At 61.1% G+C, this 25,869-nt stretch carries 20 protein-coding genes and 1 tRNA gene; 4 read left to right on the top strand and 17 right to left on the bottom strand.

From position 1 onward, the window contains the following. Positions 1-503 precede the first annotated feature (503 nt). Complete coding sequence (locus AUC43_RS20495; RefSeq protein ID WP_157781145.1) at positions 504-2,390, top strand: T9SS type A sorting domain-containing protein; 1,887 nt, start codon at positions 504-506, stop codon at positions 2,388-2,390. A 139-nt stretch (positions 2,391-2,529) separates the two neighbouring features. Here AUC43_RS20495 and AUC43_RS17215 read toward each other — a convergent pair whose 3' ends face one another. The 14 genes from AUC43_RS17215 to AUC43_RS17150 all read right to left on the bottom strand — a co-directional run bounded on the left by AUC43_RS17215 (position 2,530) and on the right by AUC43_RS17150 (position 17,887). Continuing rightward, positions 2,530-2,874, bottom strand: a complete 345-nt coding sequence (locus AUC43_RS17215) for a DMT family transporter (protein WP_157781144.1) — start codon at positions 2,872-2,874, stop codon at positions 2,530-2,532. Between the two features lie 66 nt (positions 2,875-2,940). Continuing rightward, positions 2,941-3,846, bottom strand: a complete 906-nt coding sequence (locus tag AUC43_RS17210; protein ID WP_068196503.1) for a sterol desaturase family protein — start codon at positions 3,844-3,846, stop codon at positions 2,941-2,943. A gap of 93 nt (positions 3,847-3,939) precedes the next feature. Further along, positions 3,940-4,830, bottom strand: a complete 891-nt coding sequence (locus AUC43_RS17205; protein ID WP_068196501.1) for an N-acetylneuraminate synthase family protein — start codon at positions 4,828-4,830, stop codon at positions 3,940-3,942. Between the two features lie 59 nt (positions 4,831-4,889). Next, positions 4,890-5,447 (bottom strand): KdsC family phosphatase, encoded by a 558-nt coding sequence (locus AUC43_RS17200; RefSeq protein WP_068196499.1) that lies wholly within the window; start codon positions 5,445-5,447, stop codon positions 4,890-4,892. 111 nt (positions 5,448-5,558) lie between these two features. Then, complete coding sequence (locus tag AUC43_RS17195) at positions 5,559-6,368, bottom strand: SDR family oxidoreductase (protein ID WP_068196497.1); 810 nt, start codon at positions 6,366-6,368, stop codon at positions 5,559-5,561. A 199-nt stretch (positions 6,369-6,567) separates the two neighbouring features. Then, a complete protein-coding gene (locus AUC43_RS17190; RefSeq protein WP_068196494.1) occupies positions 6,568-7,902 on the bottom strand; it encodes an aminotransferase class III-fold pyridoxal phosphate-dependent enzyme in 1,335 nt (444 codons plus the stop codon). A 150-nt stretch (positions 7,903-8,052) separates the two neighbouring features. After that, a complete protein-coding gene (locus tag AUC43_RS17185) occupies positions 8,053-9,006 on the bottom strand; it encodes a transketolase family protein (protein WP_068196491.1) in 954 nt (317 codons plus the stop codon). Between the two features lie 135 nt (positions 9,007-9,141). Next, positions 9,142-9,999 (bottom strand): transketolase, encoded by an 858-nt coding sequence (locus AUC43_RS17180; RefSeq protein WP_068196489.1) that lies wholly within the window; start codon positions 9,997-9,999, stop codon positions 9,142-9,144. Positions 10,000-10,097: 98 nt separating this feature from the next. Then, a complete protein-coding gene (locus AUC43_RS17175) occupies positions 10,098-10,904 on the bottom strand; it encodes a cytidylyltransferase domain-containing protein (RefSeq protein ID WP_068196488.1) in 807 nt (268 codons plus the stop codon). A gap of 104 nt (positions 10,905-11,008) precedes the next feature. Continuing rightward, entirely contained in the window at positions 11,009-12,085 is a 1,077-nt protein-coding gene (locus AUC43_RS17170) for a hypothetical protein (RefSeq protein WP_068196487.1), read from the bottom strand. Positions 12,086-12,333: 248 nt separating this feature from the next. Further along, complete coding sequence (locus AUC43_RS17165; RefSeq protein WP_068196486.1) at positions 12,334-14,730, bottom strand: PAS domain-containing sensor histidine kinase; 2,397 nt, start codon at positions 14,728-14,730, stop codon at positions 12,334-12,336. A 42-nt stretch (positions 14,731-14,772) separates the two neighbouring features. Next, positions 14,773-15,426, bottom strand: a complete 654-nt coding sequence (locus AUC43_RS17160; RefSeq protein WP_068196484.1) for a response regulator — start codon at positions 15,424-15,426, stop codon at positions 14,773-14,775. Positions 15,427-15,943: 517 nt separating this feature from the next. Then, complete coding sequence (locus AUC43_RS17155) at positions 15,944-16,231, bottom strand: hypothetical protein (RefSeq protein WP_068196482.1); 288 nt, start codon at positions 16,229-16,231, stop codon at positions 15,944-15,946. Between the two features lie 225 nt (positions 16,232-16,456). Next, positions 16,457-17,887, bottom strand: coding sequence for an OmpA family protein (locus AUC43_RS17150; protein WP_082685165.1), 1,431 nt, complete (start codon positions 17,885-17,887; stop codon positions 16,457-16,459). Between the two features lie 586 nt (positions 17,888-18,473). Here AUC43_RS17150 and AUC43_RS17145 point away from each other — a divergent pair. Then, positions 18,474-19,106, top strand: coding sequence for a sce7726 family protein (locus AUC43_RS17145; RefSeq protein ID WP_068196477.1), 633 nt, complete (start codon positions 18,474-18,476; stop codon positions 19,104-19,106). A 30-nt stretch (positions 19,107-19,136) separates the two neighbouring features. Here AUC43_RS17145 and AUC43_RS17140 read toward each other — a convergent pair whose 3' ends face one another. The 3 genes from AUC43_RS17140 to AUC43_RS17130 form a co-directional block, all read right to left on the bottom strand. Then, on the bottom strand, positions 19,137-19,916 hold the full coding sequence (locus AUC43_RS17140) for a GDSL-type esterase/lipase family protein (protein WP_071885955.1): 780 nt from the start codon (positions 19,914-19,916) through the stop codon (positions 19,137-19,139). Between the two features lie 192 nt (positions 19,917-20,108). Next, positions 20,109-21,581: a glycoside hydrolase family 30 protein gene (locus AUC43_RS17135; protein ID WP_068196475.1), complete on the bottom strand. Its 1,473-nt coding sequence runs from the start codon at positions 21,579-21,581 to the stop codon at positions 20,109-20,111. 198 nt (positions 21,582-21,779) lie between these two features. After that, positions 21,780-21,855 (bottom strand) — tRNA-Asp (locus tag AUC43_RS17130). Positions 21,856-22,061: 206 nt separating this feature from the next. Here AUC43_RS17130 and dinB point away from each other — a divergent pair. Continuing rightward, positions 22,062-23,141, top strand: a complete 1,080-nt coding sequence (gene dinB, locus AUC43_RS17125) for a DNA polymerase IV (protein ID WP_068196474.1) — start codon at positions 22,062-22,064, stop codon at positions 23,139-23,141. A gap of 501 nt (positions 23,142-23,642) precedes the next feature. Continuing rightward, positions 23,643-25,772 carry a carboxy terminal-processing peptidase gene (locus AUC43_RS17120; protein WP_068196472.1) on the top strand — a complete coding sequence of 710 codons (2,130 nt, stop codon included), beginning with the start codon at positions 23,643-23,645 and terminating at the stop codon, positions 25,770-25,772. The last annotated feature ends 97 nt before the right edge of the window (positions 25,773-25,869 follow it).

Genomic DNA, 25,869 nt, shown 5'->3' with positions numbered 1-25,869 from the left:
CAAGTCAAGTTTATGCTAGTTGCACTAGTCCAGTCGCTCCAGGTGAAAGATCCACAATTTCATTTCCCCAAACTATTTCGTTCACCTGCGGGTCCAGCTTAACGCTAACAGAGGCCTATATAGCCTATACCGATGCATCCGATGGCACAAGCCGCCAATGCCCATCGGGAACCTCAGCACAGGTGCAAGCTGCGTTGTTGGCAAGGTTCTGTGACATTGCGCCTAAATGCGGAGGCCCGCAGACTATACAAATTGCACCCCTACTGTCAGCTTCGGTCGCTAGCTTCATCAACCCCTGCGCAGGCCAAACGGGTAGCATCACGGTGCGTGCCACTGGGGGCACAGGCCCTTACACCTACACCGTGAACGGCACAGCGACCACGCCTACCTCAACTACGGCAACTACGGCAACTTTTGGTGGCCTTACGGCAACCGCTACCGGCACTCCCTATACCATCATTGTTACGGATGCCGCTAATTGCCAAACCACCGTTTCCCAGACCTTGACTACAAGCCCCGCGCCGACGAGCTTTACGCTCGCGGCTGGCACGTACTGTGCCGGGTCCACGCCGGCTACGGCGGCGGTGACGCTGAGCGGCTCGGAGACGGGCGTCAATTACCAGCTGCAGCGCCTCAACACTGACGGTACCACCTACTCCAACGTGGGCACGGCCGTAGCTGGTACCGGCGCTGCGCTCAATTTTGGCGCGCAATCAAACGGTACATACCGGGTGGTGGCTACTAACACAACCACGACGTGCTCTTCTACCTTTGGCTCGGCCACTGTAGCCGCAACTAGCCTGCCGCAGAGCTTTACACTCGGAGGTGGCGTTTGTAACACGACCACTGGCGTTTCCGGCGCCGTGACGCTGAGTGGCTCGGAGACAGGCGTCAGCTACCAGCTGCAGCGCCTCAACACTGACGGTACCACCTACTCCAATGTGGGCACGGCCGTAGCTGGTACCGGCGCTGCGCTCAATTTTGGCGCGCAGACACCCGGTACCTACCGCATACTGGCCACCGGCACGAACCCAATCACGTGCTCTTCAACTTTTGGCTCGCTGGTGGTGACCACATGTGTTGCACCATGTACCCCGCCGCTGGCGTACTCGCTCTCGGGCGGCACGTGCACCAACGGCGTACGGTCGGCCCTGGTGCTGAGCGGCTCGCAGACGGGCGTGAGCTACCAGCTGCAGATTCTTAACACGACCACCAACGCCTACGACAACGTGGGCACGGCCGTGGCCGGCACGGGCTCGCCGCTGAGCTTCACCGCCACCACGGCCGGGACCTACCGCGTGCTGGCTACTAGCCAGGGAACGGGCACCAACTGCACGATTTACTGCAACGTCGTGATTGTGCCCATCTGCCCCCCCGTCTGCACCCCGTGCATTACGCCCTGCATCCCGCCGCTGGCGTACTCGCTCTCGGGCGGCACGTGCACCAACGGCGTACGGTCGGCCCTGGTGCTGAGCGGCTCGCAGACGGGCGTGAGCTACCAGCTGCAGATTCTTAACACGACCACCAACGCCTACGACAACGTGGGCACGGCCGTGGCCGGCACGGGCTCGCCGCTGAGCTTCACCGCCACCACGGCCGGGACCTACCGCGTGCTGGCTACTAGCCAGGGAACGGGCACCAACTGCACGATTTACTGCAACGTCGTGATTGTGGGCGAGTGCTCCGCAGCGAATGGCTGCACCTTGGGCTACTATAAGAACCATACCGGCAGCGACAGTTGGGGTTGTGGATATACACCAACTACCCTCTACACCACTGTGTTTGGGTCTACCAATGGTCTGCTGGACCCCAACCTTACCTTGCTGGGGGCGCTTCAGCTCGGTGGCGGCAAGCAGTTCAATCTGGCTCGTCAATCAGTAGCAGCGCTTCTCAATATTTGCAGCCCACTGGTAAACTACTCCATCTACGAAGGAAATATTGCAGGCTTTATTGCAGCAGTTCATAATGCCTTCTCAAGCGCTGATGCTGCTGGTGCGTATGCGTCTATACTCGACGGGTATAACAATACCGGCGAATGCCCATTGAGTGGAACGAATACTACAGCCGGGGGGAATCACAATAGTGACTTGACCTCAGCCTCCGGTATTATCTCCGGTACCACTCACGGGGATAAGCTGATGGAGATTTACCCGAACCCCTTCACGGATAAAGCTTCGGTCGAGTTTACCCTTGTCAAGGCGCAGCACTACACGGTGCAACTGTTCGACATGAATGGCCGACTGGTGAGCCGGATTGCGACTGGCATCGCTGATGGCGGCAAGCTCATCCGCCTCCAGATTGCCGGCCACGACTTGCCGGCTGGTATCTACACGCTGCGGCTGACAACCGATTCGTTTACGCAAATGCGTCGTCTGGTTATGAATAAGTAACCCGGTAGAGCACGCATAAAAAAGGCCGGCAACAGACGTTGCCGGCCTTTTTTGCTTCCGGGGCAACATGGGTAGCGGGGTGGGTTTGTGCTCTAGGAATCCAAAGCAAGCTGCATGCCTGCATGCCTGGCTTTCGTTACTACCCAAGGCGCCGCAGCCCGATTACACCAATGATTATCAGGCTGGTGTAGAAGAGGTGGAGCAGCGAAAACGACTGCTTAAGCACGAACACGTCGATAAGCTTCAGCCCAACTACGGCCAGGGCCATCCAGGCGGCATAGGCCGTGGCGGTGGGGATATGGCGCATGGCCATCGACAGGAACATGACGTTGCCGAGCCCAAAGGCCACGTAGGCCACCAGTGGTATCACGGGCGTGAGGTGGGCGGGCTGGGACAGCGAATGCATCCAGTCCACCTCCCGGATTTTCTGCACATTCAGGGCTTTCAGGCTGTAGGTCCAGCAGACCTCTAAAAGGGAAGCCACGAATAAGTAAAACCAGGGCATTGTCGAGGGAGATTAGGAAAGAAAAATGTCGTTTTTCGAGGGCGTTCAGGCCGCGCTGCTATCGGCCAATACCGAGGGGGCTTGGGCTGCGGAGCGCCGTTTTGCCAGGCCCCGCAGGCGCCGCCACAATATCGGGCGCAGCAGGTTGTAGCGCCGCAGCAGGGGAAAGCGTCGCCCCAGCTGGCGCTCGTCGAAGCGCTTCACGGAGAAGACGTGTTGAAGAAAATAGTCTTTGGGAAATGCATAATACAGGCCCCATTTCCGGGGTTTGTGGCCGGGAAAATAGGCGGTCCCGAAGAGCCAATCCCAAACGGCGAACTTGGTGGAGAAGTTCGCGTGAAACACCTCCTGGTGGTCGGCGTGGTGCCAGAGGTGCATTTCGGGCCCGTTGAAGAAATACTGCAGGCGGCCCGATTTCACATCGATATTGGCGTGAATGTAGATGCCCCACACGGCATCAATCAGCGCCTTGATGGGCACCACCACGGGGTCGGCCCCGAGCAGCACGATGGGGGCAAACTCGATGGTCTGGTTGATGAGAATCTCGACGGCGTGGGAGCGCGAGCCCGCCAGCCAGTCTACCTGCTTGCCCGAGTGGTGCGCCTCGTGGGTGCGCCACAGCACGGGGCTGTGGTGCTGCCAGCGGTGAAACCAGTAGATGTAGAAGTCGTGGGTGACCAGGAAAAACAGCACCTGCACCCACACCGGCCAGGCCGTGACGAGGTGCAGCCGGGACAGGGCAAAGTGCTGGTCGAGCGGCTGAATGATGTAATCAAAAATGATAATCTTCAGCAGGTAGCTCTGCACGAAGGTGTAGAGCACGAGGTCGGTCCAGAAGCCTTCCCGGAAAAAGGGCAGCCCCTTGCGGTACGGAAAGCGCCGTTCCAGCAAGATGACCACGGCCACCCAGCCCAGCAGCATGGCCGTGGTGATGATTTCGACCTGTTTCATATCCTCGGCGTGCTAATCGCGGAAACATCCCCCGTAGCAGACGCGGCCAGCCGGCTTTTGTTTGGTCAATGCCGCAATCTTTTGCGTGTTGGGCTAAGCACCCACCGGGCTTTGCTCCCGGCGCAGGCGGCGGCGGGGCTCCAGCTCGCTTTCGTACACGCACTTGATGCCGTCGCCGAAGGCCACTTCTGCGTCGCGGATGTCGCGCACGAGCTTGGCCATGCCGCCCGGCTCCACCGAGGCGGCGTGGTCGGAGCCCCACATGGCGCGGTCGAGGGTGAAGTGGCGCTCTACGAAGCTGGCGCCCAGGGCCACGGCCGCCACGGTGGTAGCAAGCCCGGTTTCGTGGCCGGAGTAGCCGATGGGCGTGGTGGGGAACAGCGCTTGCAGGGCCGGAATCATGCGCAAGTTGAGCTCCTGGGGCGGGCAGGGGTACGACGACGTGGAGTGCGCCACCATTAGGTTATCAAGCCCAACCCAACTCACGGCCTGCGTGATTTCGTTGAGGGTCGACATGCCGGTGCTCAACATCAGGGGCCGGCCGGTGGCGCGCACGCGGTTGAGCAGGGGCCGGTCGGTGAGGGAAGCGGAGGCCATTTTGTAGAGCACGGGCTGAAACTGCTCCATAAAGTCAACCGAGGGCTCGTCCCAGCACGAGGCAAACCAGTCGATGCCCAGGGCGCGGCAGTAGTCGTCGATGGCGGTGTATTCGGCCTGCCCAAACTCGGTGCGGCGCTTGTAGTCGATGTACGTCATGCGGCCCCACGGCGTGTCGCGCTCCTTCTCCCACTGGTCCTTGGGCACGCACAACTCGGGCGTGCGCTTCTGAAACTTCACCGCATCGCACCCGGCGCGCACCGCTTCGGCGATGAGCTGCTTGGCTAGGTCCAAGGACCCGTTGTGGTTGATGCCGATTTCGGCGATGATGTAGGCGGGATGACCGGCCCCAATGAACCGGTTTTTACCGATGGCGACTGCATTCATACGGTGTGGAGTTAGCGCGTTCAAAAAGGTGTGGAGAATGGAGCTAGCCGGCGGGGCGGCTAGGGCAGGCTGCGCAGCATTTGCCGCTCAAGAAATACCCGCTGGCGGCCGGTAGATTCGGGGCTTTGGCTGGCGATGATGAGCTCGGCTAGCTCCCGAAAGCAGCCGTGGCCGCCGGAGGTGGTGCAGTGGTAGTCGGCTACGTGGCGGGCAAAGCGCGTGGCATCGGCCGGGCAGGCCGCCAGCCCCACCAGCTTCATGACTTCCACGTCGTTGGTGTCGTCACCGATGAAGGCGACTTCGTCGGCCTGCAGCTGCAGGCGCGTCAGAATTTCTTGGAGCTTGGCGGCTTTGTCCTTCACGCCAAGGTGCAGCTCGGTGATGTGCAGCTTGAGCGCCCGCTTCACCACCGAGGGCGACGTTTCGCCCGTAACGATGCCCGTGGCAATGCCGCAGTTGCGCAGGCGTTCCACCCCCATGCCGTCGCGGATGGAGAACTGCTTCATCTCTTCTCCCTGGGCCGAATAATACACGCCGTTGTCGGTGAGTACGCCGTCGGAATCGGTGAGTACCAGCTTCACGCGGCGGGCCTTGGCATTGAGGTGGGCAGTCTCCATAGTGGCAGTTGAATAGGTGAACAATAAAGATTATAAAATCGGTGAGGATACCTCTAGATGTAAGTTTATGAAATAGTTATGAAATAAGGAAGGCCGTTTGGGCCGGAAAAATCATATGGCCGTCCAGCCGCCGTCCACAACCAGATTGGCGCCCGTCATGTAAGCGGAAGCATCCGAAGCCAGAAATACCACAGCCCCTTGATAATCCGTGGCGGTGGCCATGCGGCCCAGGGGCGTCTTGGCGCTGTACTGCTGAATAAAAAACCCATCCTGATTATTTTCCACCCCGCCCGGCGACAGCGTGTTGACGCGCACGCCGCGCTTGCCCCAATACGCCGCCAGGTAGCGCGTAAAGCTGATGACGGCCCCCTTGGTGGCCGGGTAGGAGGGCGACTTAAAGAAGGTCTGCTCGCCCTGCGCATTCACGTAAATGCTCTGGTCGGGCCCCACCAGGCCGTAGGTGCTGGCCACGTTGATAATGCTGCCGTGGCCCTGCACCGCCATGGGCGTGCCGAACACCTGCGCCGCCAGAAAAACCCCGGTCACGTTCACCTCCAGCGACTGCTGCCAGGTGCTCAGCGGGAAGTTTTCGAACTTGGACAAGTCCGCCGCCAAAGCCGGGTTCTCAAACATGTCGTTGATGGCCGCGTTGTTCACCAGCACGTCGATGTGCCCAAATTGAGCTAAAATCTGGTCGCGCGCCGTCGCCAGGGAGTCTGGGCTGATGACGTTCACGGCCAGTGGCATGTGGTGGCCGCCCGGCAGTTCCGCAGCCACGGCCGCACAGGCCGCAAGGTCGAGGTCAGCCACTACCACGTTGGCACCAGCCAGCGCCAGGGCGGCGCAATGCTGCCGGCCGATGAGCCCACAAGCACCGGTGACAATAGCGGTTTTATCGAGTAGAGAAAAGAGGTTAACCATAAGGTCCCTAAAAGGCTATCGATGAGAGTTTCTCGTCATGCAGAGCGCAGCGAAGCATCTTTACAGCTTCGTTGAATCGTCTGTCATGCTGACGCAGGAAGCATCTTATCGCCGCTGAACGAATTGAGCTAACCTGAGTAGATACTTCGCTGCGCTCTGCATGACAAACGGCGCTCGGCATGACGTTCTGAAGCTTGAGTTACTTCGCTTTAACCGGCGCGGCGTTGGTCACCTTGCGGAACACGGCTTCCACCGGCTCTCCCAGCAGGCGGGAGGCTACGTCCCCGGCCTCAATGGCGGCTTTCAGCAGCGGTAGCACGTCGCGGTAGGCGGCCAGGGTGTAGGCCACGTCCTCATCCGAATGCGAGTAGCACATGTTGTGAAAGCCGCCCCACAGGATGCCGCGCTTGAACAGCTCCTGCTGCATGAAGGCCTTTAGCTCCATGGGGTTGCCGGCCTGCGGGTCGAAGGTGACGATGGTGCGGCAGTCGTAGCCGTAGCACTTAGTGTACTGGCTTAGGCCCAGGTCGGCGGCTATCAGGTTATAGCCGTCCTTAAGCTTTTTGCCTTGCTGGGCGAGGCGGGCGGGTACGTTATTTTCGCGCATCTCGGCGATGGTGGCCATGGCGGCGGCCATGCTCAGGGCCTCGCCACCGAAAGTGGTGAAGAAGAATACGTCCTGCTCAAACAGCTCCATCACGTCGCGGCGGCCGGTGAGCAAGGCAATGGGCATGCCGTTGGCAAAAGCCTTGGAATACACCGCCAGGTCGGGCGTGATGCCGAAAAACTCCTGCGCGCCGCCCACCGCAATGCGGAAGCCGGTCCACATCTCATCAAAAATCAGCAGCGTGCCGTTGGCCTTGCAGAGCGCAGCCAGCTCGTGCAGGAAGTTGTCTTTGGGCGCATCAAAAATGAACGGCTCCAGAATCACGCAGGCCACGTCCTCGTCCAGCAGCGCTTTCACCGAATCCAGGTTGTTGTATTCGAAAGCGGCCGTCAGGTCCTTTATTTCCTGTGGAATGCCTTTGTCGCGGCTGGTGGTGCCGATGTACCAATCGTGCCAGCCGTGGTAGCCGCAGCACAGCAGCTTGTTGCGGCCCGTGAAGGCGCGGGCTACGCGCACGGCGGCCGAGCACACATCGGCCCCGGTCTTGCTGATGCGGATGCTCTCGGCGTTGGGGATGATTTCGTGAATCAGCTCGGCCAGCTCAACTTCCAATTCGTGCATCATCGAGAAGGTGATACCATCCTGCAGCTGGGCCCGAATGGCATCGTCCACTCGCGGGTAAGCGTAGCCAAGCGAAATCGGCCCAATTCCCATCTGGTAATCGATGAATTCGTTGCCGTCGACGTCCCAGATGTGCGAGCCGGCCCCGCGCTTCACGTACTTCGGCGAGACGCCCTTGGTGTATTGCCCGGGCCCTTTGGCCAGCGTCTGAGTCACGGGCGTCATGATTTTCTGAGCGCGGGCATACAGCTCATCCGACTTCGTGATTTCGGGATAATTCTCGTTGAAGGAAACGGTGTTTGGCATGGGAAAGGATATTTAACTGTTAAACTAGAGCGTCATGCTGAGCGTAGCCGAAGCATCTCGCTCGCATCGTTGCACGATTGGTTTAGTGACAGCACGCGAGATGCTTCGGCTCCGCTCAGCATGACGGTCTATTGATTGTGCCAGGGCGGATTATTCGGCAAACTGATTTTCCAGCACGGCCGGGCCGGCGGAAATAGTTGAGCCATTTTCTCCCAGCGCCGTGGCGATGCGATGGGCAATGTGCTGGCCCGTAAAGCCTTCGTGCTCCAGCACGGCGCTCAGGCGGCCGGGCCGGTACCATCGCTCCTCCAGGGCCAGCGGCAGCACCCGCGCCGTGAGCTGGTTGCGCAGCAGCACTTCGGCCAGAATGGAATAGAGGCCGCCCGTAATAAAATGGTCTTCCACCGTGACGAGGAGGGAGCCGCGGCGCGCGACGTTGAGCAGGGCCGCTTCGTCAATCGGCTTGAGGCTGCGCAGGTTGATAAGGCCCACCGACTTGCCCTGGGCCTGCAGCAGCTCGCGGGCCACCAGCGTCTGCTCGAACAGCATGCCGTAGGTGAGGATGGTAACGTCGGTGCCCTCGGCCACGATTTCGGCTTTGCCCATCTCGAAGGGCGCGTGCTCATAGGTGGCGGGCCGGGTGTTGATGCGCACGTACGCCGGCGCCGGCGAGGCCCAAATGGCGGGCAGCATGGCGAGCATGTCGGCTTCGTCGGCGGGCGCGAAAACGGTCATGCCCGGGATGCCACGCATCAAGCTCACGTCTTCGATGGCCTGATGGGTGGGGCCGTTGCCATCGGATAGGAAGCCGGGCACGAAGCCGCTCAGCTTCACCGGCAGCCCGGCAATGCCCACGTCGGTGCGCACGAATTCGAACGCCCGCAGCGTGAGGAAGGTGGCCAGCGCGTGCACCACCGGAATACGGCCGCGAAGCGCCAGCCCGGCCGCCGCCCCAATCAGCGTTTGCTCCGTGATGCCGGTATCGATGAAGCGCGGGCCCAGCACCGCGGGCAGGTTGCGGATGAGGGCGCGGTTTTCGGCCGTCATCACCACCAGGCGGTCATCGGCCAGGGCAGTTTGCTTGATTAACTCTTCGTAGGTCATAAGTCTGTCCTTTGCAATTCCTTGTCCGTCATGCTGAGCGCAGCCGAAGCATCTCTACTGCGCAAGTAATCATAGTTAGTGGAGTGGTAGAGATGCTTCGGCTGCGCTCAGCATGACGGCCTTTTAGGTTATTTATTATCGTACGGTCAGCGTTTCGGAGCGCAGGGCTACGGGCGTTTCGCCGTGCAGCTCCCGCAGCAATGCCTCCACTTCCTCCGCCGAAAAATTGCAGAACCAACGGTCGGCCCGCGCTTCGATGCTGGGGAGGCCGCGGCCGCGCACCGTGTCGCAGATGATGACGCTGGGTTTCGTGTCCGAAAAGGGCAATGCCGAAAAAGCTTCCTCTAGCTGGTTGAAATTGTGGCCATTGATGCGGCGCACGGCGCAGCCGAAGGCTTCGAACTTGGGCCCCAGGGGCTCCAGCGGTATCAGGTCTTCGGTGGCCACATTGGCCTGAAACTGGTTGCGGTCGACCACCAGCGTGAGGTTGTTGACCTGGTGGGCACTGGCCACGAGCAGCGCCTCCCATACTGAGCCCTCGTTCAACTCGCCGTCGCCGGTGATTACAATGACCTTGTTGTCTTGGCCGCGCATCCGGCAGTCGAGGGCCACGCCCAGGGCCACGCTGGGCAAGTGGCCCAGCGAGCCCGAGTGGAATTCCACGCCCGGCACATTGCGGTTGGGGTGCCAGTAAATGTGGTCGTCGGTGCAGAGGTGCCGGGCCAGGCGTTCCTTGTCCAGGAAGCCCAGCTCCACGAAGGTGCCATAGAGCGCCGGCACGTCGTGGCCTTTCGAGAGGAACAGGTAGTCGCGCGTGGGGTCCTGCAGGTTGTCGGGGTGCACGTTGAGGCAGTCGGCGTAGAGATAGACCAGCAGGTCGGCGCAGGAGAGGGAGGCACCCGTGAAACAGCCGCCGTCGGTGCTCAGGCGCACGATGTGCTCGCGCACGCGCAGGGCCAGGGCTTCGAGTTCTTGGCGTTTTTGGTCGGTCATAAAGTAGGGTGCGGGGCTGGCCCCCGCCCGTCGTTGAACAAATAATGTCGGGGTAACTACTATCAGTATAGGCGTAGGGGCGGGGGCAAGCCCCGCCCCTACAAGGTTCTGGTTTGCGATGCGTCCACGGTTTTTAGCTCGTCGAGGTGGTTGCGGTACCAGTTCACGCCCGCCAGGTGGGCGTTGAGCTGAGCTATTTCGGGGCGCTTGGAAATCAGATTCAGGATGTCATCCAGCCCAAAGGCGGGAATGGTGGGGTACAAGGCGTCGTAGACGGCGCTGATAAAGGCGTAGTCTTCCGGGTAGTCGATGGTCCACCGGTGCGTCATTGAGAAGTCCTGGCCAGTATCCCAGGCCACGTTGCCCACCCGAAACCGGTCGGGGTTTTCCCAGAAAAAGGGCGTGGTGTGCTCGCGCTCCAGCGGCCGTTGGGCCTCACGCCAGGCTGTTTCCAGCGCGGCAAAGGGCATTACTTCCACGTCGTTGCCATCGGGAAAGGTGGCAGGGTGGAGGTTGCTCACAAAGTCGTAGCGGTCGGAGAAATGCAGGTAAAACCCCACCACCTCATCAATAATGGCCGGGTCGATGAGCGGGCAGTCGGAGGGGATTTTTAGTACCACGTCGGCGCCGTAGTGGCGGGCCGCCTGGTAGTGGCGGTCGAGCAAATCGAGGGCGTCGCCGCGGAAACAGGCCAGGCCGTGCGTGGCGCAGCATTCGGCCACGGCGTCATCGGTGGCTTCGGTGGTGGTGGCCACTACCACGGTGCCAGCCAGTTGGGCGCGCTGCACCCGCGCTACCATGCGCGCCAGCAGCGGCTGGCCGGCTAGCGGCAGCAGCACCTTGCCGGGTAGGCGCGAGGAGCCCATGCGGGCTTGCACTACAGTGACGATTTTGGGCAACGACATGGTATAGAGGTGGATATCTGGAGAATTGGTATTAAGCGGTAAACATTTGGTACAAGGAAGTTCTAAAGCAGAAAAAGCGGGACGGTTTTATAGTCTCGTCGTCGTTAATGGACCGCCAGCGAGCCGTCGGCTGGGGCGGAAGAAGAGAGTTCTTCGGGCTGGTACTGGCGGAGGAAGGCCGGTCCACTGCCCTCGAAGCGGCTGAAGCCCCGGCAGATGGCCGCAATGCGCCGGGCCGAGGTGCCGCCGTTTTGCCACGGCTGCTTGCGCTTGAGGTCTTCCACGTCGAAGTAGGAGTGCACGGGTTTGCCCAAAGCCAGCCCCACGTACACCACCGTCGAATACTGCGTGATGAGCTCCACGCAGTTGGCAATCATGTGGTCGGTGTTGCCTTCGGTGTACACCAGGGTGCCGGGCGGGGCATACCGCTTGATTTCGGCCACGGCGCGGTCTACTTGCTCGTTGGGGTGGAGCTTGAAAATCATCGGCCGGCCCGCGGCAATGCGCGTGCAGTGGGCAATGAACTTCTGGCGGTTGTCGGGGGTGAAGGTTTCGCGCAAGTCGGAGGTGGCCACCAGCACGTAGCCGTGGTGCGGGAAGTCGTTGTGGCGCAGCTTTTCGGCGTCGTCAAAGTTGGGAATGCCGGTTACCACCAGCTTGTCGCGGTCGACGCCCACGTAGGCGAAATGCGCTTTGTAGCCTTCCGAGGCCACGCAGTAGATGTCGCAGCAGTTGGCCAGGCCGTTGAGAGCCGTGCCGATGGCCAGAATCGGCATCCAGTTGAGCTTGCGGATAAGGCGCGCCCACCAGTTGAGCGGGTCGGTCATGCCTTCCTGCACGAAGATGGTTTTGGTGCGGCGCACCAGCGGCCAGGGCACTATCACGTCGGAACAGCACACCAGCAGGTCGTAGGTGTTGCCGTATTGGCGGGCTTCGAAGTCGTTGGCGAGGCCGTGCTGGGCCAGGTACTTATCGGCCTTGGCCTTGATGGCCCCGGTCACAATGGTTTTGTCGAGCCCCCCGGTTTTGAGCAGAAACCGGTAGAAGCCGCGCTGCCAGCCGTCGTAGTAGAGCTGGCTGAAGTAAGGGTCAAATTCATCTGCCAGCAGCTGCGCAATCTGGTGCATCTGCGTGGTTTGGTTGGGCGAGCCAATGAGAAAGAGGACCTTTTTTCGGGACATGCAGGAGGATACAATGACGCAACCGGACCACAAACGCACCGCCTCGTTTCACCGCTTACGCATCAGCTCCACCGCTTGCACAGCGGCCGCCGTAGGAAACCAGGCTCGTGGCCAAGGTACTGAAGAAAGGCGAAGTAACCACACCGCCATGTCCCGTCCGAGAAGAGGGAATTAACTAATGGTGAGGATTTCACGCCCTTAGCCAGTCGCAAGGACGGGCCTATTAATCTGATTATTCAGGTTAATGGCTATTCCGCGGGCGTGGGGGCCTCCCCGGCCGCTTCCGAAACCGTGGGCTCGGGCATTTCTTCCACCACCGGCAGCGTGATAGTGGCAATGGTGCCGCGTCCCCGGCGCGATACCAGCTCAAACTGCCCGCCCAGCAGCGCGGCGCGGTTGTAGAGGCTGGTGAGCCCAATGCCCTTGCCCATGCCCACGGTGGTGGCCACGTCGAAACCAGACCCGTTGTCCTCCATGCTGATGTTGACCTGGTGGTTCTCGTGCACCACGTGCAGGGTGGCTTCTTCGGCGCGGGCGTGCTTCATCACGTTGCTCAGCAGCTCCTGCACCATGCGGTAGATGGCCACGGTGAGCACCAGCGGCAGGGGCTGCTCCAGGCCGGAAAGGTAGAGATGCAGGCGCAGCTTGTCGGGCGGAATGTTTTTGCACAGCTTTTGCAGCGCCACAGCCAGCCCAAAATCTTCCAGAATGCTCGGGGTGAGCTCAAACGACACGCTGCGCGTGGCTTTAATGGCCTCTTCCAGCAGGGCGAGGGCGGCACCGGTAGCCGAGGGCGCATCGGCGCTTTCCTCCAGGTGTAGCTTGGTGGCGTAGAGCAACTGGCCCACGCCGTTGTGCAGGGCTTCGGAAATGCGCTTGCGCTCGATTTCCTGCGCCAGCAGCACCATCCGGAAGGTTTCGCGCTGCTGCTGGGACCGGAAATTGGCGGCGGCCGCGTGCAGGCGGTTGCGCTCGGTCACGTCGTGCAGCATGAGCAGGCCGCCCCCGTCGGGGTTCAGCGAGATGGCCGTCAGCTCAAAGTCACGGTCGGGCGCGGTCTGCTTGAAGGGCTGGTGGAAGTGCGGGCGGTGCGCCCCGTGCAGCAAATGGTCGACGATGCGGCCCGGCGCCGAGCTGCGGTCAAACGGCAGGCAGGCAAATACGTCCTGGCCGATGGCGTCGGCTTCGGCCCGGCCGGTGAGGGCTTCCATGGCGCGGTTCCAGGCCGTGAGGCGGCCGGCGGGGTCGAAGGCCGCCACCCCGTCCAGGGAGTGGTTGAGCAGGCTTTTGGTGAATTGCTGCTCCTCGAGCAGTTGCTTCTTCATTTGCTCCGACTCCGTTACGTCGATGGCGAAGAGGACGGCCTGGCGGCGCTGCTGGTCAAAAAAGCCGTAGTTCTGGAAATACAGCTGCTCGCCCTTGACCTCGACGTTGCCCACGAAGTTGACCGGCTCGCCCGCCAGCAGGCGCCGTAGGGGTTCGGAGAGCGTGGGAGAGGTCTTGAAGACGGACTGGCCCACCAGGTCCTTGCTTTCGACCCCGATGCGCCGCAGGCCGGCGCCGGCCACCTCCAGGTACTCGCCCGCGGGCGAGAGGCGCGCAAACAGCATGGGCAGGTTGTCGAGCAGCTGCTGCACCTGGCGGTTGCGGTAGTCCAGCTCTTCTTCCACGGCGCACCGGCCGGTCTCGTCGCGCACCAGCCCCACGAGGCTTTCGGGTTTGCCCTGAGCGTCGTACTGCACCTTGCCGTGGGCCGACAGGTAGTGCACAGTGGCGTCAGGCCAGTTCACGCGCAGCTGCAGGTCGAGCGGGTGGCCGTGTTGCACGGTGGCTTGCAGGGCCCGCTGCACGGCCACCACATCGTCGGGGTGCACGGCGCTTTGCAGCACCGAAAACGAAGTGGGCGCCGGGTCGTGGGGCCGGCCAAAGCAGCGCTGGGCCCGGGCGTCCCACTCCAGCAGGTTGGTGGCCAGCGTCCAGACCCAGACGCCGGTGCCGGAGGCGGCCAGGGCCAGCTGCAGCTGCTCGTCGCTGCGCTGCCGCCGCTCCACCGCCTGGCTCAGGGCCGTCACGTCTACCACGGCGAGCTGCGCAATGGGCCCGCCCGCGGCCGAGGTGGCGGCCGTGCCTTCCAAGTGCGCCACAAAGTCGGCCCCGGCCGAGGTTTGCAGGTGCAGCTCGGCGGTGTGCCGCTGCCGGTTTTGCAAGACGTTATCAAAGAAAGCCCGGAAGTCGTCGCGGCTTTTCGGGCTCACAAACAGCAGGAAGCGCCGGTCGGTGAGGCGCGCGGCCGTGGTGCCCAGCAGGCGACATGCGCGGTCGTTGAGCTGCGCAATGCGGCCATCGGGCCGCAGCGAAAACAGCGCGGCCGGCGCAAAGTCGTAGAGCTCGGCGTATTGCGCCCGCGACGCCTCGGCGGCCAGCCGCGCGGTTTCGGCGGCGGCCTGGGCGGCCAGCAGCTCCTCGTTCTGCATTTCCAGCTCAATCTGGTGCACTTGCAGCTCCTGCACCAGGCGCTGCACTTCGGGCGATGTTCCGGCGTCCTTGAGCTTGGCGGTTAGTTCCTCCACGCGGGGCTGGGCGGCCCAGTTGCGCAGGCGCTGTTGGGCCTGGGTTGCCAGCGTGGGGTCGGGTAGTTTTGGCATTGGGACACAAACAACAGCGGCGGCTCCTACTCTACTTAACTCTTACTTAATCAAGCCATCGGCCAGGGCTATTTTCACAAGCGCGGCCGTATTCTTCGCTTGCGTCTTTTCCAGAATGTTTTGGCGGTGGGTTTCCACGGTGCGCTTGCTGGTGAAGAGCTGGTCGGCAATCTCGGCGTTGGTCAGGCCTTCGGCAATCAGCTGGAGCACCTCCATTTCGCGTTTCGACAGCAGCTGGGATTTCTGGGCGGCGGCCGGCGGGGCGCCGCTGGCGTTCCAGTCCAGCACCTTGTGCAGCATGGCCAGCCCCACTTCCGAGCACAGGAACTGCTTGCCGTCCATCACCATCCGAATGGCGTGGATTATCTCTTCCTTGCCTGTGCTCTTGAGCAGGTAGCCGCTGGCGCCGGCCTCCAGCATGCGCCCAATGTAGAGCTCCTCCACCAGCATGGACAGGGCGAGGATGCGCACGTCGGGGTATTCCTCGCGCAGGCGCAGCGTGGTGGCGTAGCCGTCCATCACGGGCATGTTGATGTCGATGAGCACCAGGTCGGTGGGGATGTTGGGGAGCTGGTCGAGCAGCTCCTGGCCATTGCCGGCCGTGCCTACTACCTCCAGGGCAGGTTCGCGCTCCAGCAACGACCGGATGCCATCCCGAACAATGGGGTGGTCATCAACTAAAAAGACGCGAATCATGGCAGTAGCAGCTTATAAAGTGAGGGGGTGCCAGCAGTGGTTCGGGTAGGGGCCGACTTGCTGTTTGCTATTGCGCAAATTGGTAGAAAGGGTTTGATATTAGTCAATATACGATGATTTTTCAGGAATAAATCTGGTTCAACCAGCTTAATTATGTCCTTTCGTCGGAATCGTCAGTATGGTTGGCGTTAAGCCGGGGCCTGGTTGAGCTATAATATCCTCCGGCCTGGTGCGGGCGCGGGGAGTAAAGCACAAAAGCAACTGGTGACCGAGAAGCTAAAAACTCAGCCCAAGCAGCAGCGCACCCGACTAAGGTATACGCTGCCGCTTGGGCTGAGTTTAAATAACTTTATATAAATCACTTACATAGACACAAGCGATGAGTTGAGCGGGGTAGACGCTCGCGCTCAAACCTTCTTATAGAATAGTGTAACTGACCGCGTGGAAAGGAAGGCAGTGACTAGGGAGAGGGAAACCGGGAGTTATTATGGGAAAGCCAAGCACAGGCTGGCCGGGGCTATTCGTCCTCGTCGGGCAGGGCCTGCCAAAACTCTAGGACCGAAGGGGAAAGCCGGGCGGCTAAAAAGTCGACCAGGGAGTGGCCGCGCTTTTCCAATAAAAAGCGCTTGAAGTCGGGAATGGCGCGGGCCGATGCCAGGCCGCGGGATTCGGCGTGGGCCCGGCGCGAAGCCGGGAGCGTGGCCAGCCAGGCCGCGAAGTCGGCGGGGGTAGCTTCTACCTTGCGGGCTTCGCGGTAATAGAGGTAAGTAGTGAATGCGATGTCGCCGAGGGCCCCTTGGGGCATTGCAAAACTGATATTAGGTGTCATTTTAGCGGGGAAACATTGGCGTTTTCCTAGCCCGCTCCTTGGGCTGGAAAGTCCCACCGTGGAACTATTACAAAGTTGAGTTGGGATTTTCCGAGTTTTATCCCCCTAAATACGGGTTGTCGGTAGGCGTCATACTTAAAAAAGCTACGCACTAATCGCGGCGCGGCCGGCTACATAGGCTGCGCAAAGCCGCAATTGAGCCTACTTCTTCACGACCCGGATACTGACCTGCCGGTTGAGGGCGCGGCCGATGGGCGTATTGTTGGGCATCACAAAGTACTTGGGGCCATAGCCCTTGGCTTGCAGGCGGTCGGGGCTCACGCCCCGCCGGACCAGGGCCAGCATGGCGGCACGGGCGCGGTCGTCGCTGAGCTGGTAGTTCAAATCGGCGCTTCCCGTGCTGTCGGTATAGCCGCCGATTTTGACCACGGCATTGGGAAACGATTTGATGATGCGGGCAATGTTGTCCAGCTGCGGTGCCGACTCGGGGGTCAGCGTGGCCTTGCCGGTCTCGAAGTTGACGCGGTCGAAGTTGATCCAGCCCTTGGTCCGGTTTACCGAATCTACCTCCACCGGAGACGCTAGAAAGGTATAGAGGCGGTTTTCGGTGGAATTAGCGCCCACCTTCAGGGTCGTTCCATTGGCCAGGGTCAGCTTAATGGGGCGGCCGATGTCGTAGATGTATGTGTCGCGGTCCTTGTCGTAGCGGCCCGGCGAGGCCCCGCTGTTGTTAGCAGAAGCGTTAGGGTTGTTGCCGGTGGCCGTAGCCTGGCTGCCGGGAACCAACGAAGCCGATTCCTGGCCCTCGCTCTTGCTGCCATTGCCGGAAAGGGGCCGCGAAAAATAGCCGCTTCCGAAAATGAACCCCAAGCAAACGGCCAGTAGCAACAAGGCGCCCCATTGCCAGCGCAGCCCGGTAGCATCAGGAGCGCCGGTAGTTGCGAAGCCCGGGCCCGCAAGCGGCTGCCCGAGCCAGGGGGCGGGCGAGTGTGCGGAAACCGCCTCATAAGGTGATTTGGGCCAGAGGGGAGGCGCCGACAGGGCCTGCATATTGGCTTCGGGCTGCCGCGATAAGTTGCGTTCGGTTTCGGCAAGCGGGCGGGGGGGCGGCGGGGGCAGCTGCGCCGTTTCGGCGGCATTCTTGAGCAGCGCCAAATCAATGGCATGTTTTTGCGCCCGCAACCAGTCCGAAAGCCCGGCAGCCGAAAAGTTATTCTTGACAACGACTTTCCCCAACGCTCCCAGCACGGCCATGGCTACAACTTGCATAAGCGTGCCGTAAGTAGCGGGCCGCAATCCGGCGCCCTCCGCCATCTGGTTGACCGTGCTGCCATACGCATCGCCCAGTAGCGAATACGGCAGGTTGGTGGTGGGCTCGTGCCATTCGGAAGGCTTCTGGCTCAGCGTCTGCTTCAAGGCCTTGGTGTAGTCCGTGGCGTGCACCAGTTCAAGTAGCGTTTCGGGCGGGTACCCTTGTTCTAGCCGGTTTTGGAGCCCTTTGAGCACAATGGGTACCGATTTAAAAATGGCTTTGCCCACGCTGGCATCGGGTTCACCTAATGCAGCACTAAGATGCGCAATGGCGGGACTGGTAAAATAGGAGTTTGCGGATTCGACTACATTATTTTTCATAATCGTAAAAGGAATATAGGTAGCTGATTATGAGGCTTGTGCTAACAAGCGCCATGCTGCATAAACGACGGCTAGACGCTGATGTGCATTCCTGAGTGCGACGATAGAAATCAATGCCTTCGACCGCTGGAAATATATTGATACTCAGGTAGTAGGCGCCAAGCCATTGTGTGCCCATTCCCCCATTCTTTGCCGCTCACTTGAAGTGGAATCCTGGCTAAACTCTACAATAAGTTTTTAATAAAAAAAGATACGGAATTTTATCAAAAAAATCGTTATTATTAATAAGGAACGTGACGTAGATATAGCTGATAACAAACGGGTTAACCTTAACCTTGCCACCCAAAACTACCTTTGTTATCAACGGAATTATAGGAAAAAGAAAAGAGCAAATAATGCCTAAAAAAGCTTGATTTAATAAGCCTGATAAGCCCATTATTGCGGCGAGCTTTACCCGGATAGCTGCTTGGGTATGTTCGAGGCTGGCCGAGTAACCCCCGGTTTTAGCTGCACAGCGTTAAAGTCACGCGTTTTTGGTGGCGTGGCATTCTGCGCGGTCCAATGTGGAGCTAATTTTGGGGCTGCCATGAACGACCCGGAAATCCGCGCCCTGCTCTACCCGCTGCTCACGGGCGGCGTGTACGTCGACGAGCTGCCCACCGGCACCACCCGCGCCGACGTGGTGCACATCACGCCCGCCTTCATGCACGGCTACGAGGTGAAGGGCGACGGCGACACCCTGCAGCGCGTGGCCAACCAGCTGCGCTGCTACGGCGAGGTCTACGATTTCGTGACCTTCGTGGTGACCGAAAAGCACCTGCTCAAGCTGCTGCCCCTGCTGCCCGACTGGGTGGGCGTGCTGGTGGCCTCGGCCGGGGGCCTGCGCCCCCACCGCGCCGCCGGCTACAACGCCACCGTGGAGCGCGCGCCCATTGCGGGCCTGCTGCTGCTGGAAGAAGTAAAGCAGTTTCTGATGGCCCGGGGCCTGGCCGGCGCGAGCACGCTGCGGAGCCGGGAAGTGGGCCACTACCTGCGCACCACCCACACGGTGCCGCTGTCCTGCCTGGCCCAGTACGTGCGCGACCGGCTCATTGCCCGCCTGCCCGAGCGCCTACTCATGCGGGCCGAGCGCAAGGCCGAGCGGGAACGGCTGCCGCCGCGCAAGAAAAAGGCCAAGCGCAAGAAGCCGGCCCCGCGCAAAAAAGCCCTGGCCGCGTAGCAGCCGGGGCTTTTTAGCTCAATTCAGGGGCTACTTCTTTTTTAAAGCGGCAGCCACGGCTTGGTTCAAGAGCGGCTCCATCACGCGGTAGCCGGCCAGGTTAGGGTGCACGCCATCTTCGCCGTAGGCCTTTTTCAGGCCCTGCTGCTCATCGGCCAGGGCCGAGTGGTAGTCGAGGTACACGCAGCCAGTCTTTGCCGCGTAGGCTTTGATTTGCTGGTTGAGGGCCAAGATTTTGGGGGCGGGGTTCAGGCCTTTGCGCCACGAGAAGTCGGCCGCGGGCGTCACCGAGCTTAGCACCACCCGGATGCCGTGGGCCTGGGCCAGCTCCACCATCGACATAATGTTGCCGAGGGTGGTCTGCGGGTTGTAGGGGCCGTTGTTCTCGGCCACGTCGTTGATGCCGATGAGCAGCACCACCACGGCCGGGCGCAGGTCAATGACGTCCTGCCGGAAGCGCAGCACGGTCTGCCCCGACGTCTGCCCGCTGATGCCGCGCCCAATGTAGCCATAGGGCTTGCCGGCAAAAAAGGCCGAGTCGGCCTTGGGCCAGTTCTCGGTGATGGAATTGCCGAGCAGCACCACCCGGGGCACGCCGGGCTGCGGCGCGGGCAGCCGTCGGTTGGCCGCGGCGTAGCGCTGCAGGTTGGGCCAGTCGTTGTGCAGCAGGTATTCCCGCTGCCGGGTGTAGGCTTCGTCGGCTGCTTTTTTGGCCTCGGCGGCGGTGGGCTGCTGCGCCAGCGCCACGATGGGGGCGAGGAAGGCTCCGCAGAGGAGGAGTGCGACTCTGAATGATTTCGGAAACGTCATAGCAAGGGTATAAACGCTGTCATAAAACAAACGTCTGTTCTGCAGCGCGCCATTTGTCCTGCTGAGCGTAGCGAAGCATCTTATCACGTTTGGACGACTCGTTCGACGGCGATAAGATGCTTCGCTACGCTCGGCAGGACAGGCGATGGCAGGCGATTGACGGGCGAAAGGCCAGCCGGCAGCCAGAGAAAATCAATTTACCACCAGCGTCATAATGGAGTGCGCAGCCGACGTGGTTTTGGCCCCTTGGCCCGCCAGCCACAGCTGGAAATCCAGGGGCTTGTCGGTCTGATTTATTACCACCACGGCTACGCTGCCATCGGGGTTGCGGAAGGCGGTGGTTTGCAGCACGTCGCGGTTAGCGGAGCTCACGATGCGCTTGGCGCCGGGCCGGATGAACTTCGAAAAGTGGCCGATGTAGTAGTAGGCGTTGGTGTAGAGGAGCTTGCCGGCTTTGGTATCGGCGATGATGGGGGCGTAGCAGAAGTTGCCCACGTGGTTGGGGCCGCCGGTTTCGTCGAGCAGCACGTTCCAGTCGGTCCAGCCCACGGTGCCGGCGTTGAAGTCGCCTATCATCGACTGGCCGTATTTCTCGCCCAGGTCCCAGCGGTCGATTTTGGCCAGCTCAAACTTTTCGAGACAGCCTTCGGTGAACAGCAGGTTTTTGTCGGGGTAGGTTTCGTGCACGCGCTTCACGTTGTCGAAGAGCATGCCGCTGCCGGTCCAGGTTTCGTACCAGTGGTAGCCGATGCCCCACACGTACTTGGCGGCCTGCGGGTCGTCGAGCACGGTGCTGGTGCGCTGGTAGAGCAGGTCGCGGTTGTGGTCCCAGGCAATGAGCTTTTTGTTGCCCAGGCCGCCCTTTTGCAGGGTGGGGCCGAGGTAGCTTTTGATAAAGTCCCGCTCGTCCTCGCCGGTGAAAATGCACGACTCCCAGGTTTGGGTGGCCATGGGCTCGTTCTGCACCGTGAGGCCCCACACCGGGATGCCCCGCTGCTCGTAGGCCTGGATGAACTTCACGTAGTAGTCGGCCCAGGCCTGGCGGTACTGGGGCAGCAGCTTGCCGCCGTGCAGCATCTCGCCGTTGGTTTTCATCCAGCCCGGCGGGCTCCAGGGGCTCACGTAGAGGGTGAGCTTTCCGCCGGCCGCCGCCAGGGCCTGCTTGATGAACGGAATGCGAAACTGCTCGTCGTGCTGCACGCTAAAGGTTTTCAGCGCCGCGTCCTGGTCGGTCACGTAGGTGTAGCTCCCGCTCGAAAAGTCCGAGCTGTGGATGCTGGTGCGCGCCAGCGTGTAGCCAATGCCGGCCGTGGGGCTGTAGTAGGCCTGCAGCAACTCCTGCTGCTGGGCCTTGGGCAGTTTGGCGAAGGTTTCGGCCGAGGCATCGGTGAGCGCCCCGCCAATACCGAGCATGGTCTGAAACGTGTGCCCGGGGTCCACAAATACGCACACCTGGGTTTCCAGGGGCTGCCCGGCGGGCTGAAAGGCGAGGGCGTCGCCGGCCGCGAGGCGCTGGGTGGTATTGGCCGCCGTGGTGTAGACCTTGGCCTTTTTGCCGGCCGCCGAATAAGGCGCGCCAGGGGTGGGTTTGCTGGTCTTTTGAGCCGCAGCGCTGCCCACGCTCAGCGCCGACAGTACCAGGAGAGGAAGGAGTTTTTGTGGCATAGGCAGCAAGGTAGGCAAACCGCTATATACACGGTATCCTACCACACGTAAGTGCCCACGGCGCCGGGCGCCAGCTCAGAAGGTAGCCGTTTGCCCTGGTGCCGAATGTTGAAATGTTGGGCTGCTGAAAGGGGGCGAGCAGAAACCCAAGTGGCTTAAAAGCAAAAAGTCCCGGCGCGCATGCGACCGGGACTGTTGCTGTAGAGAGAGGACTCGAACCTCTAATTTTACTAGCGAGATAGGCTAGCGCGTCTGCCAGTTCCGCCACCCCACAAGGTATTTATGTAAAGGTAGACAAACTTTTCGCCGATGTAAAGGAAATGGTCAATATTATTTTTGCGTTAACATCCTGTATATGAGATATATCACCGCAATCGATTGCAGTGGAGAAGGAAGCCCTACCTACCCTGATTTGCTGCAAACGCAGATTCGTCGCTCCGCCCCCGCCGATTTATCTTTGAAGAATAAACAGTAAGAATAGTGAGTGAGAATTTCATTCGCAAAATCATCCATTTGGACATGGATGCATTTTATGCTTCTGTGGAGCAGCGAGATAACCCCGACTTGCGCGGGCGGCCCGTGGCGGTGGGCGGCGCCCGGGAGCGGGGCGTGGTAGCGGCAGCCAGCTACGAGGCCCGCGAATACGGCGTGCGGTCGGCCATGCCGTCGACTACGGCGCTGCGCAAGTGCCCGGAGCTCGTGTTTGTCTCGCCGCGCTTCGACGTGTACAAGGACGTGTCGCGGCAGATTCGGGCCATTTTTGCCGAGTACACGCCACTTATTGAGCCGGTGTCGCTGGACGAGGCCTACCTCGACGTCACCCACAACCTCAAGGAACTGGCCTCGGCCACTCAAATTGCGCGAGAAATCCGGGCCAAAATCCTGGCCGAAACCCAGCTCACGGCCTCGGCGGGCATCTCCTACAATAAGTTTCTGGCCAAGCTGGCTTCCGACTACCGCAAGCCCAACGGCCAGTTTGTGGTGCGGCCCGAGCAGGGGCTGGCGTTTGTGGAGGGCCTGGCCGTAGGGCAGTTCCACGGCGTGGGGCCGGTCACGGCGGCCAAGATGAACCAGCTGGGCATCTTTACCGGAGCCGATTTACGGGAGCAGACCGCTGAGTTTCTGCAGCAGCAGTTTGGCAAGGCCGGGCACTACTACTTTGCCATTGCCCGCGCCCAGGACCACCGCCCCGTGGTGGCCGACCGCCTGCGCAAGTCGGTGGGCTCCGAGACCACCTTTGCCCAGGACCTGACCCTGTTTCCGGACTTGCTGGATGGGCTGCGGCCTTCCCTCGAAGAAGTGTGGGAGTACTGCCAGCGCACCGGCATCCTGGGCCGTACCATCACACTGAAGGTGAAGTACGCCGACTTCCAGCAGATAACCCGCAGCCGCAGCACGGTGAGCTCCATTCCCAGCCAGGCAGCGCTCGAACGGCTGTGCAAAGAGTTGGTCGAGTCCTTGTTTCCGCTGCCCAAAGGCGTGCGCCTGCTCGGGGTATCGCTCTCCAACCTGAGCAACGGCCAGCACGCCGCCGGCCGCCAGCTCACGTTGAGTTTTTAGGAGAGGAGTGCTGCCGTGGAACCTCACCCCCGGCCCCTCTCCAAAAGAGAGGGAAGCCGGACGTTATTCAATCAAACAGAAAACGCCCTGGCTCAAGTGAGCGGGGACTTTTCTATTCAAAATTTAGCTGATTCTTGTGCCGTGGCACCCCTCTCTTTTGGAGAGGGGCCGGGGGTGAGGTTCCACGGGGCGCGTTTCTTCCAGCCCAACGCAACCCTCCTTCAGGAATTTCTGCCTTTCATTTATTGTTTATTTAAATATGCTTCTAGCGTGGTGCCACCCTGCCAAGCCGGAATTGCACTGCTTGTCGATAAGACGTGGTGGATTTAAGATTGTGAATGGGTACTTTTCGCAACCTTATTGGTAGGGTTTTGACTTTAATGGCATACTTGGTGCGATTGTAGCACCGTCGCTGTCACCTTTTGCCCTCAAAGTAGCTCATTCACGTAGCGCGGCCCCAGGCCGGTGCTCTGTTTTTCTCGCTCTGAAATTCTTCTTCGCATGCAAGCTTCCCGTTTGAAAGTAGGATTGTTGTCGACGCTGGCCTTGGTTGGGCTGGCCTCTTATTCCGTTTACCAGGGCACGCCGCCGCGCGACCAGGTGGTGCTGGGCACCATGCTGCAGGGCCTGGGCGTGCTTCACTACCAGCCCGAAAAGCTCGACGACCAGTTCTCGCAGCGCGTGTTCGACCTTTACCTCAAGCGGGTAGACGTGAACAAGCAGCTGCTTCTGGCTCCCGAAGTGGCCCAGCTGCGGCAGTACCAAACCAAGATTGACGACGAGCTGAAGGGCGGCACCCACGAGTTTCTGGACGTGACTAGCAAGCTGCTGAGCAAGCGCACCCTGGAAATTCAGGCGCTGTACCGCCAGATTCTGGCCAAGCCCTTCGACTTCACGGTGCAGGAAAGCCTGGAAACCAGCCCCGATAAAGCAGCCTTCGCGCCCACCGCCGCAGTCCAGCGCGAAAAGTGGCGCAAGCTGCTGAAGTACCAGACCCTGGCCCAGCTCTCGGAGCTGATGGACGAGGAAGCCCGCAAGAAAGACAAGCCGCTGGCGGCCGCTACGCCGGGCACCTCACCTGCCGTAACGTCGGAGCGGCAGCGCACGCCGGCCGAGCTAGAGGCCGCCGCCCGCAAGCGCGTGCTGAAGTACTATGACGAATACTTCGCCGACCAGCTGCAAAACGACGACAACGACCACCTGGCCGAGTTTGCCAACGTCATTGCCAACACCTACGACCCGCACACCGAATACTTTGCGCCCATTGCCCGCGACAACTTCGACATTGCGATGTCGGGCCGGTTGGAAGGCACCGGCGCGCAGCTGCAGGAAGACGAAGGCCACCTCAAGGTAACCGACATTGTGGCCGGGTCGGCCTCGTTCCGGCAGGGCGAGCTGAAGGTGGGCGATATCATCCTGCGCGTGGCCCAAGGCGCGGCCGAGCCCGTGAGCGTGGAAGGCATGCGCTTTGAGAAAGCCGTGAAGCTGATTCGCGGCCCCAAGGGCACCGAAGTGCGCCTGACGGTGCGCAAGCCCGACGGCGCCGTCGTGGTCATCCCCATCATCCGCGACGTGGTGGTGATTGAGGAAACCTACGCGCAGTCGGCCATCATCAAGCAGGGGGGCAAAAACTACGGCTACATTCACCTGCCGGGCTTCTATGCCGACTTTGGCGGCAAAGGGGGCCGCAGCAGCGCCGCTGACGTGAAAACGGAGCTGGCCAAGCTGAGCAAGGAAAACGTGGCCGGCGTGATTCTCGACCTGCGCTACAACGGCGGCGGCTCGCTGCAGGACGCCGTGGAAATGGGTGGCCTTTTCGTGCCCAGCGGCCCCATGGTGCAGGTGAAAGCCGGCCGCGGCCGCCCCACCGCCCTCGACGACAAAGACCCCCAGGTGCAGTACGCCGGCCCGCTCGTGGTGATGGTGAACAAGTACAGCGCTTCGGCATCGGAGATTCTGGCCGCCGCTATGCAGGACTACCGCCGCGCCATCATCGTGGGCAGCACCACCTACGGCAAGGGCACCGTGCAGCAGCTTATTGACCTCGACAACGCGGTGTCGCCCGAGGCCAAGGCCCTGAAGCCCCTAGGCTCGCTCAAGCTCACCATCCAGAAGTTTTACCGGGTGAATGGCGGCTCCACACAGTTCAAAGGCGTGGTGCCGGACATTACCCTGCCCGATGCCCTCACCTCGTTTGCCAAGGGCGAGCAGGAGTCAGAGTACCCCTTGCTGTGGGATGAGATTTCGCCCGCCGCCTACCAGCCCAGCAACACGGTGCCGGCCATTGATAAGCTGCGCGCCGCCAGTGCGGCCCGGGTAGCGGCCAGCCCCGGCTTCCGCCTGATTACCGATGCTACCCAGCGCGCCACCATCCGCCGCAAACAAACCAACCTCTCGCTGAACCTGGCCGCCTACCGCGCCACCCAGCAGCAGGTGCGCGACGCCAACAAGCAGCAGACGGCCGCGCAAAATGCCCTGCCTTCTCTGGACGTAGCCCAACTGACGGCCGATGCCAGCGTAGCTGGCTCCGACTCGACGGCTTCCAAGCGGGCCGCCCGTTTCCTCAAGCCCCTGCGCAAAGACGCGGCCCTGGCCGAAGCCGTCGCCGTAATTGGCGACGAGCTGAAGTAAGCCGTCGGTTTAAGCTCAACTTGGATACCCACGCCCCCGTTGCGGCCCGCAGCGGGGGCGTGTGCGTTCCGGGCGGGCCGCTCTCTGAACGCAGCGC

The sequence above is a fragment of the Hymenobacter sedentarius genome (genome assembly GCF_001507645.1).
GTDB lineage: Bacteria > Bacteroidota > Bacteroidia > Cytophagales > Hymenobacteraceae > Hymenobacter > Hymenobacter sedentarius.
Note: the sequence above shows the minus strand (reverse complement) of the source record. Positions and strands in the feature narration are given on the sequence as shown.

Bases quoted from the DNA above. Each gene is read 5' to 3' on its own strand.
- AUC43_RS17210 (WP_068196503.1), bottom strand. From the start codon at position 3,846: ATGAAACAGGTCGAAATCATCACCACGGCCATGCTGCTGGGCTGGGTG.
- AUC43_RS17205 (WP_068196501.1), bottom strand. From the start codon at position 4,830: ATGAATGCAGTCGCCATCGGTAAAAACCGGTTCATTGGGGCCGGTCAT.
- AUC43_RS17200 (WP_068196499.1), bottom strand. From the start codon at position 5,447: ATGGAGACTGCCCACCTCAATGCCAAGGCCCGCCGCGTGAAGCTGGTA.
- AUC43_RS17195 (WP_068196497.1), bottom strand. From the start codon at position 6,368: ATGGTTAACCTCTTTTCTCTACTCGATAAAACCGCTATTGTCACCGGT.
- AUC43_RS17190 (WP_068196494.1), bottom strand. From the start codon at position 7,902: ATGCCAAACACCGTTTCCTTCAACGAGAATTATCCCGAAATCACGAAG.
- AUC43_RS17185 (WP_068196491.1), bottom strand. From the start codon at position 9,006: ATGACCTACGAAGAGTTAATCAAGCAAACTGCCCTGGCCGATGACCGC.
- AUC43_RS17180 (WP_068196489.1), bottom strand. From the start codon at position 9,999: ATGACCGACCAAAAACGCCAAGAACTCGAAGCCCTGGCCCTGCGCGTG.
- AUC43_RS17175 (WP_068196488.1), bottom strand. From the start codon at position 10,904: ATGTCGTTGCCCAAAATCGTCACTGTAGTGCAAGCCCGCATGGGCTCC.
- AUC43_RS17170 (WP_068196487.1), bottom strand. From the start codon at position 12,085: ATGTCCCGAAAAAAGGTCCTCTTTCTCATTGGCTCGCCCAACCAAACC.
- AUC43_RS17165 (WP_068196486.1), bottom strand. From the start codon at position 14,730: ATGCCAAAACTACCCGACCCCACGCTGGCAACCCAGGCCCAACAGCGC.
- AUC43_RS17160 (WP_068196484.1), bottom strand. From the start codon at position 15,426: ATGATTCGCGTCTTTTTAGTTGATGACCACCCCATTGTTCGGGATGGC.
- AUC43_RS17155 (WP_068196482.1), bottom strand. From the start codon at position 16,231: ATGCCCCAAGGGGCCCTCGGCGACATCGCATTCACTACTTACCTCTAT.
- AUC43_RS17150 (WP_082685165.1), bottom strand. From the start codon at position 17,887: ATGAAAAATAATGTAGTCGAATCCGCAAACTCCTATTTTACCAGTCCC.
- AUC43_RS17145 (WP_068196477.1), top strand. From the start codon at position 18,474: ATGAACGACCCGGAAATCCGCGCCCTGCTCTACCCGCTGCTCACGGGC.
- AUC43_RS17140 (WP_071885955.1), bottom strand. From the start codon at position 19,916: ATGACGTTTCCGAAATCATTCAGAGTCGCACTCCTCCTCTGCGGAGCC.
- AUC43_RS17135 (WP_068196475.1), bottom strand. From the start codon at position 21,581: ATGCCACAAAAACTCCTTCCTCTCCTGGTACTGTCGGCGCTGAGCGTG.
- AUC43_RS17120 (WP_068196472.1), top strand. From the start codon at position 23,643: ATGCAAGCTTCCCGTTTGAAAGTAGGATTGTTGTCGACGCTGGCCTTG.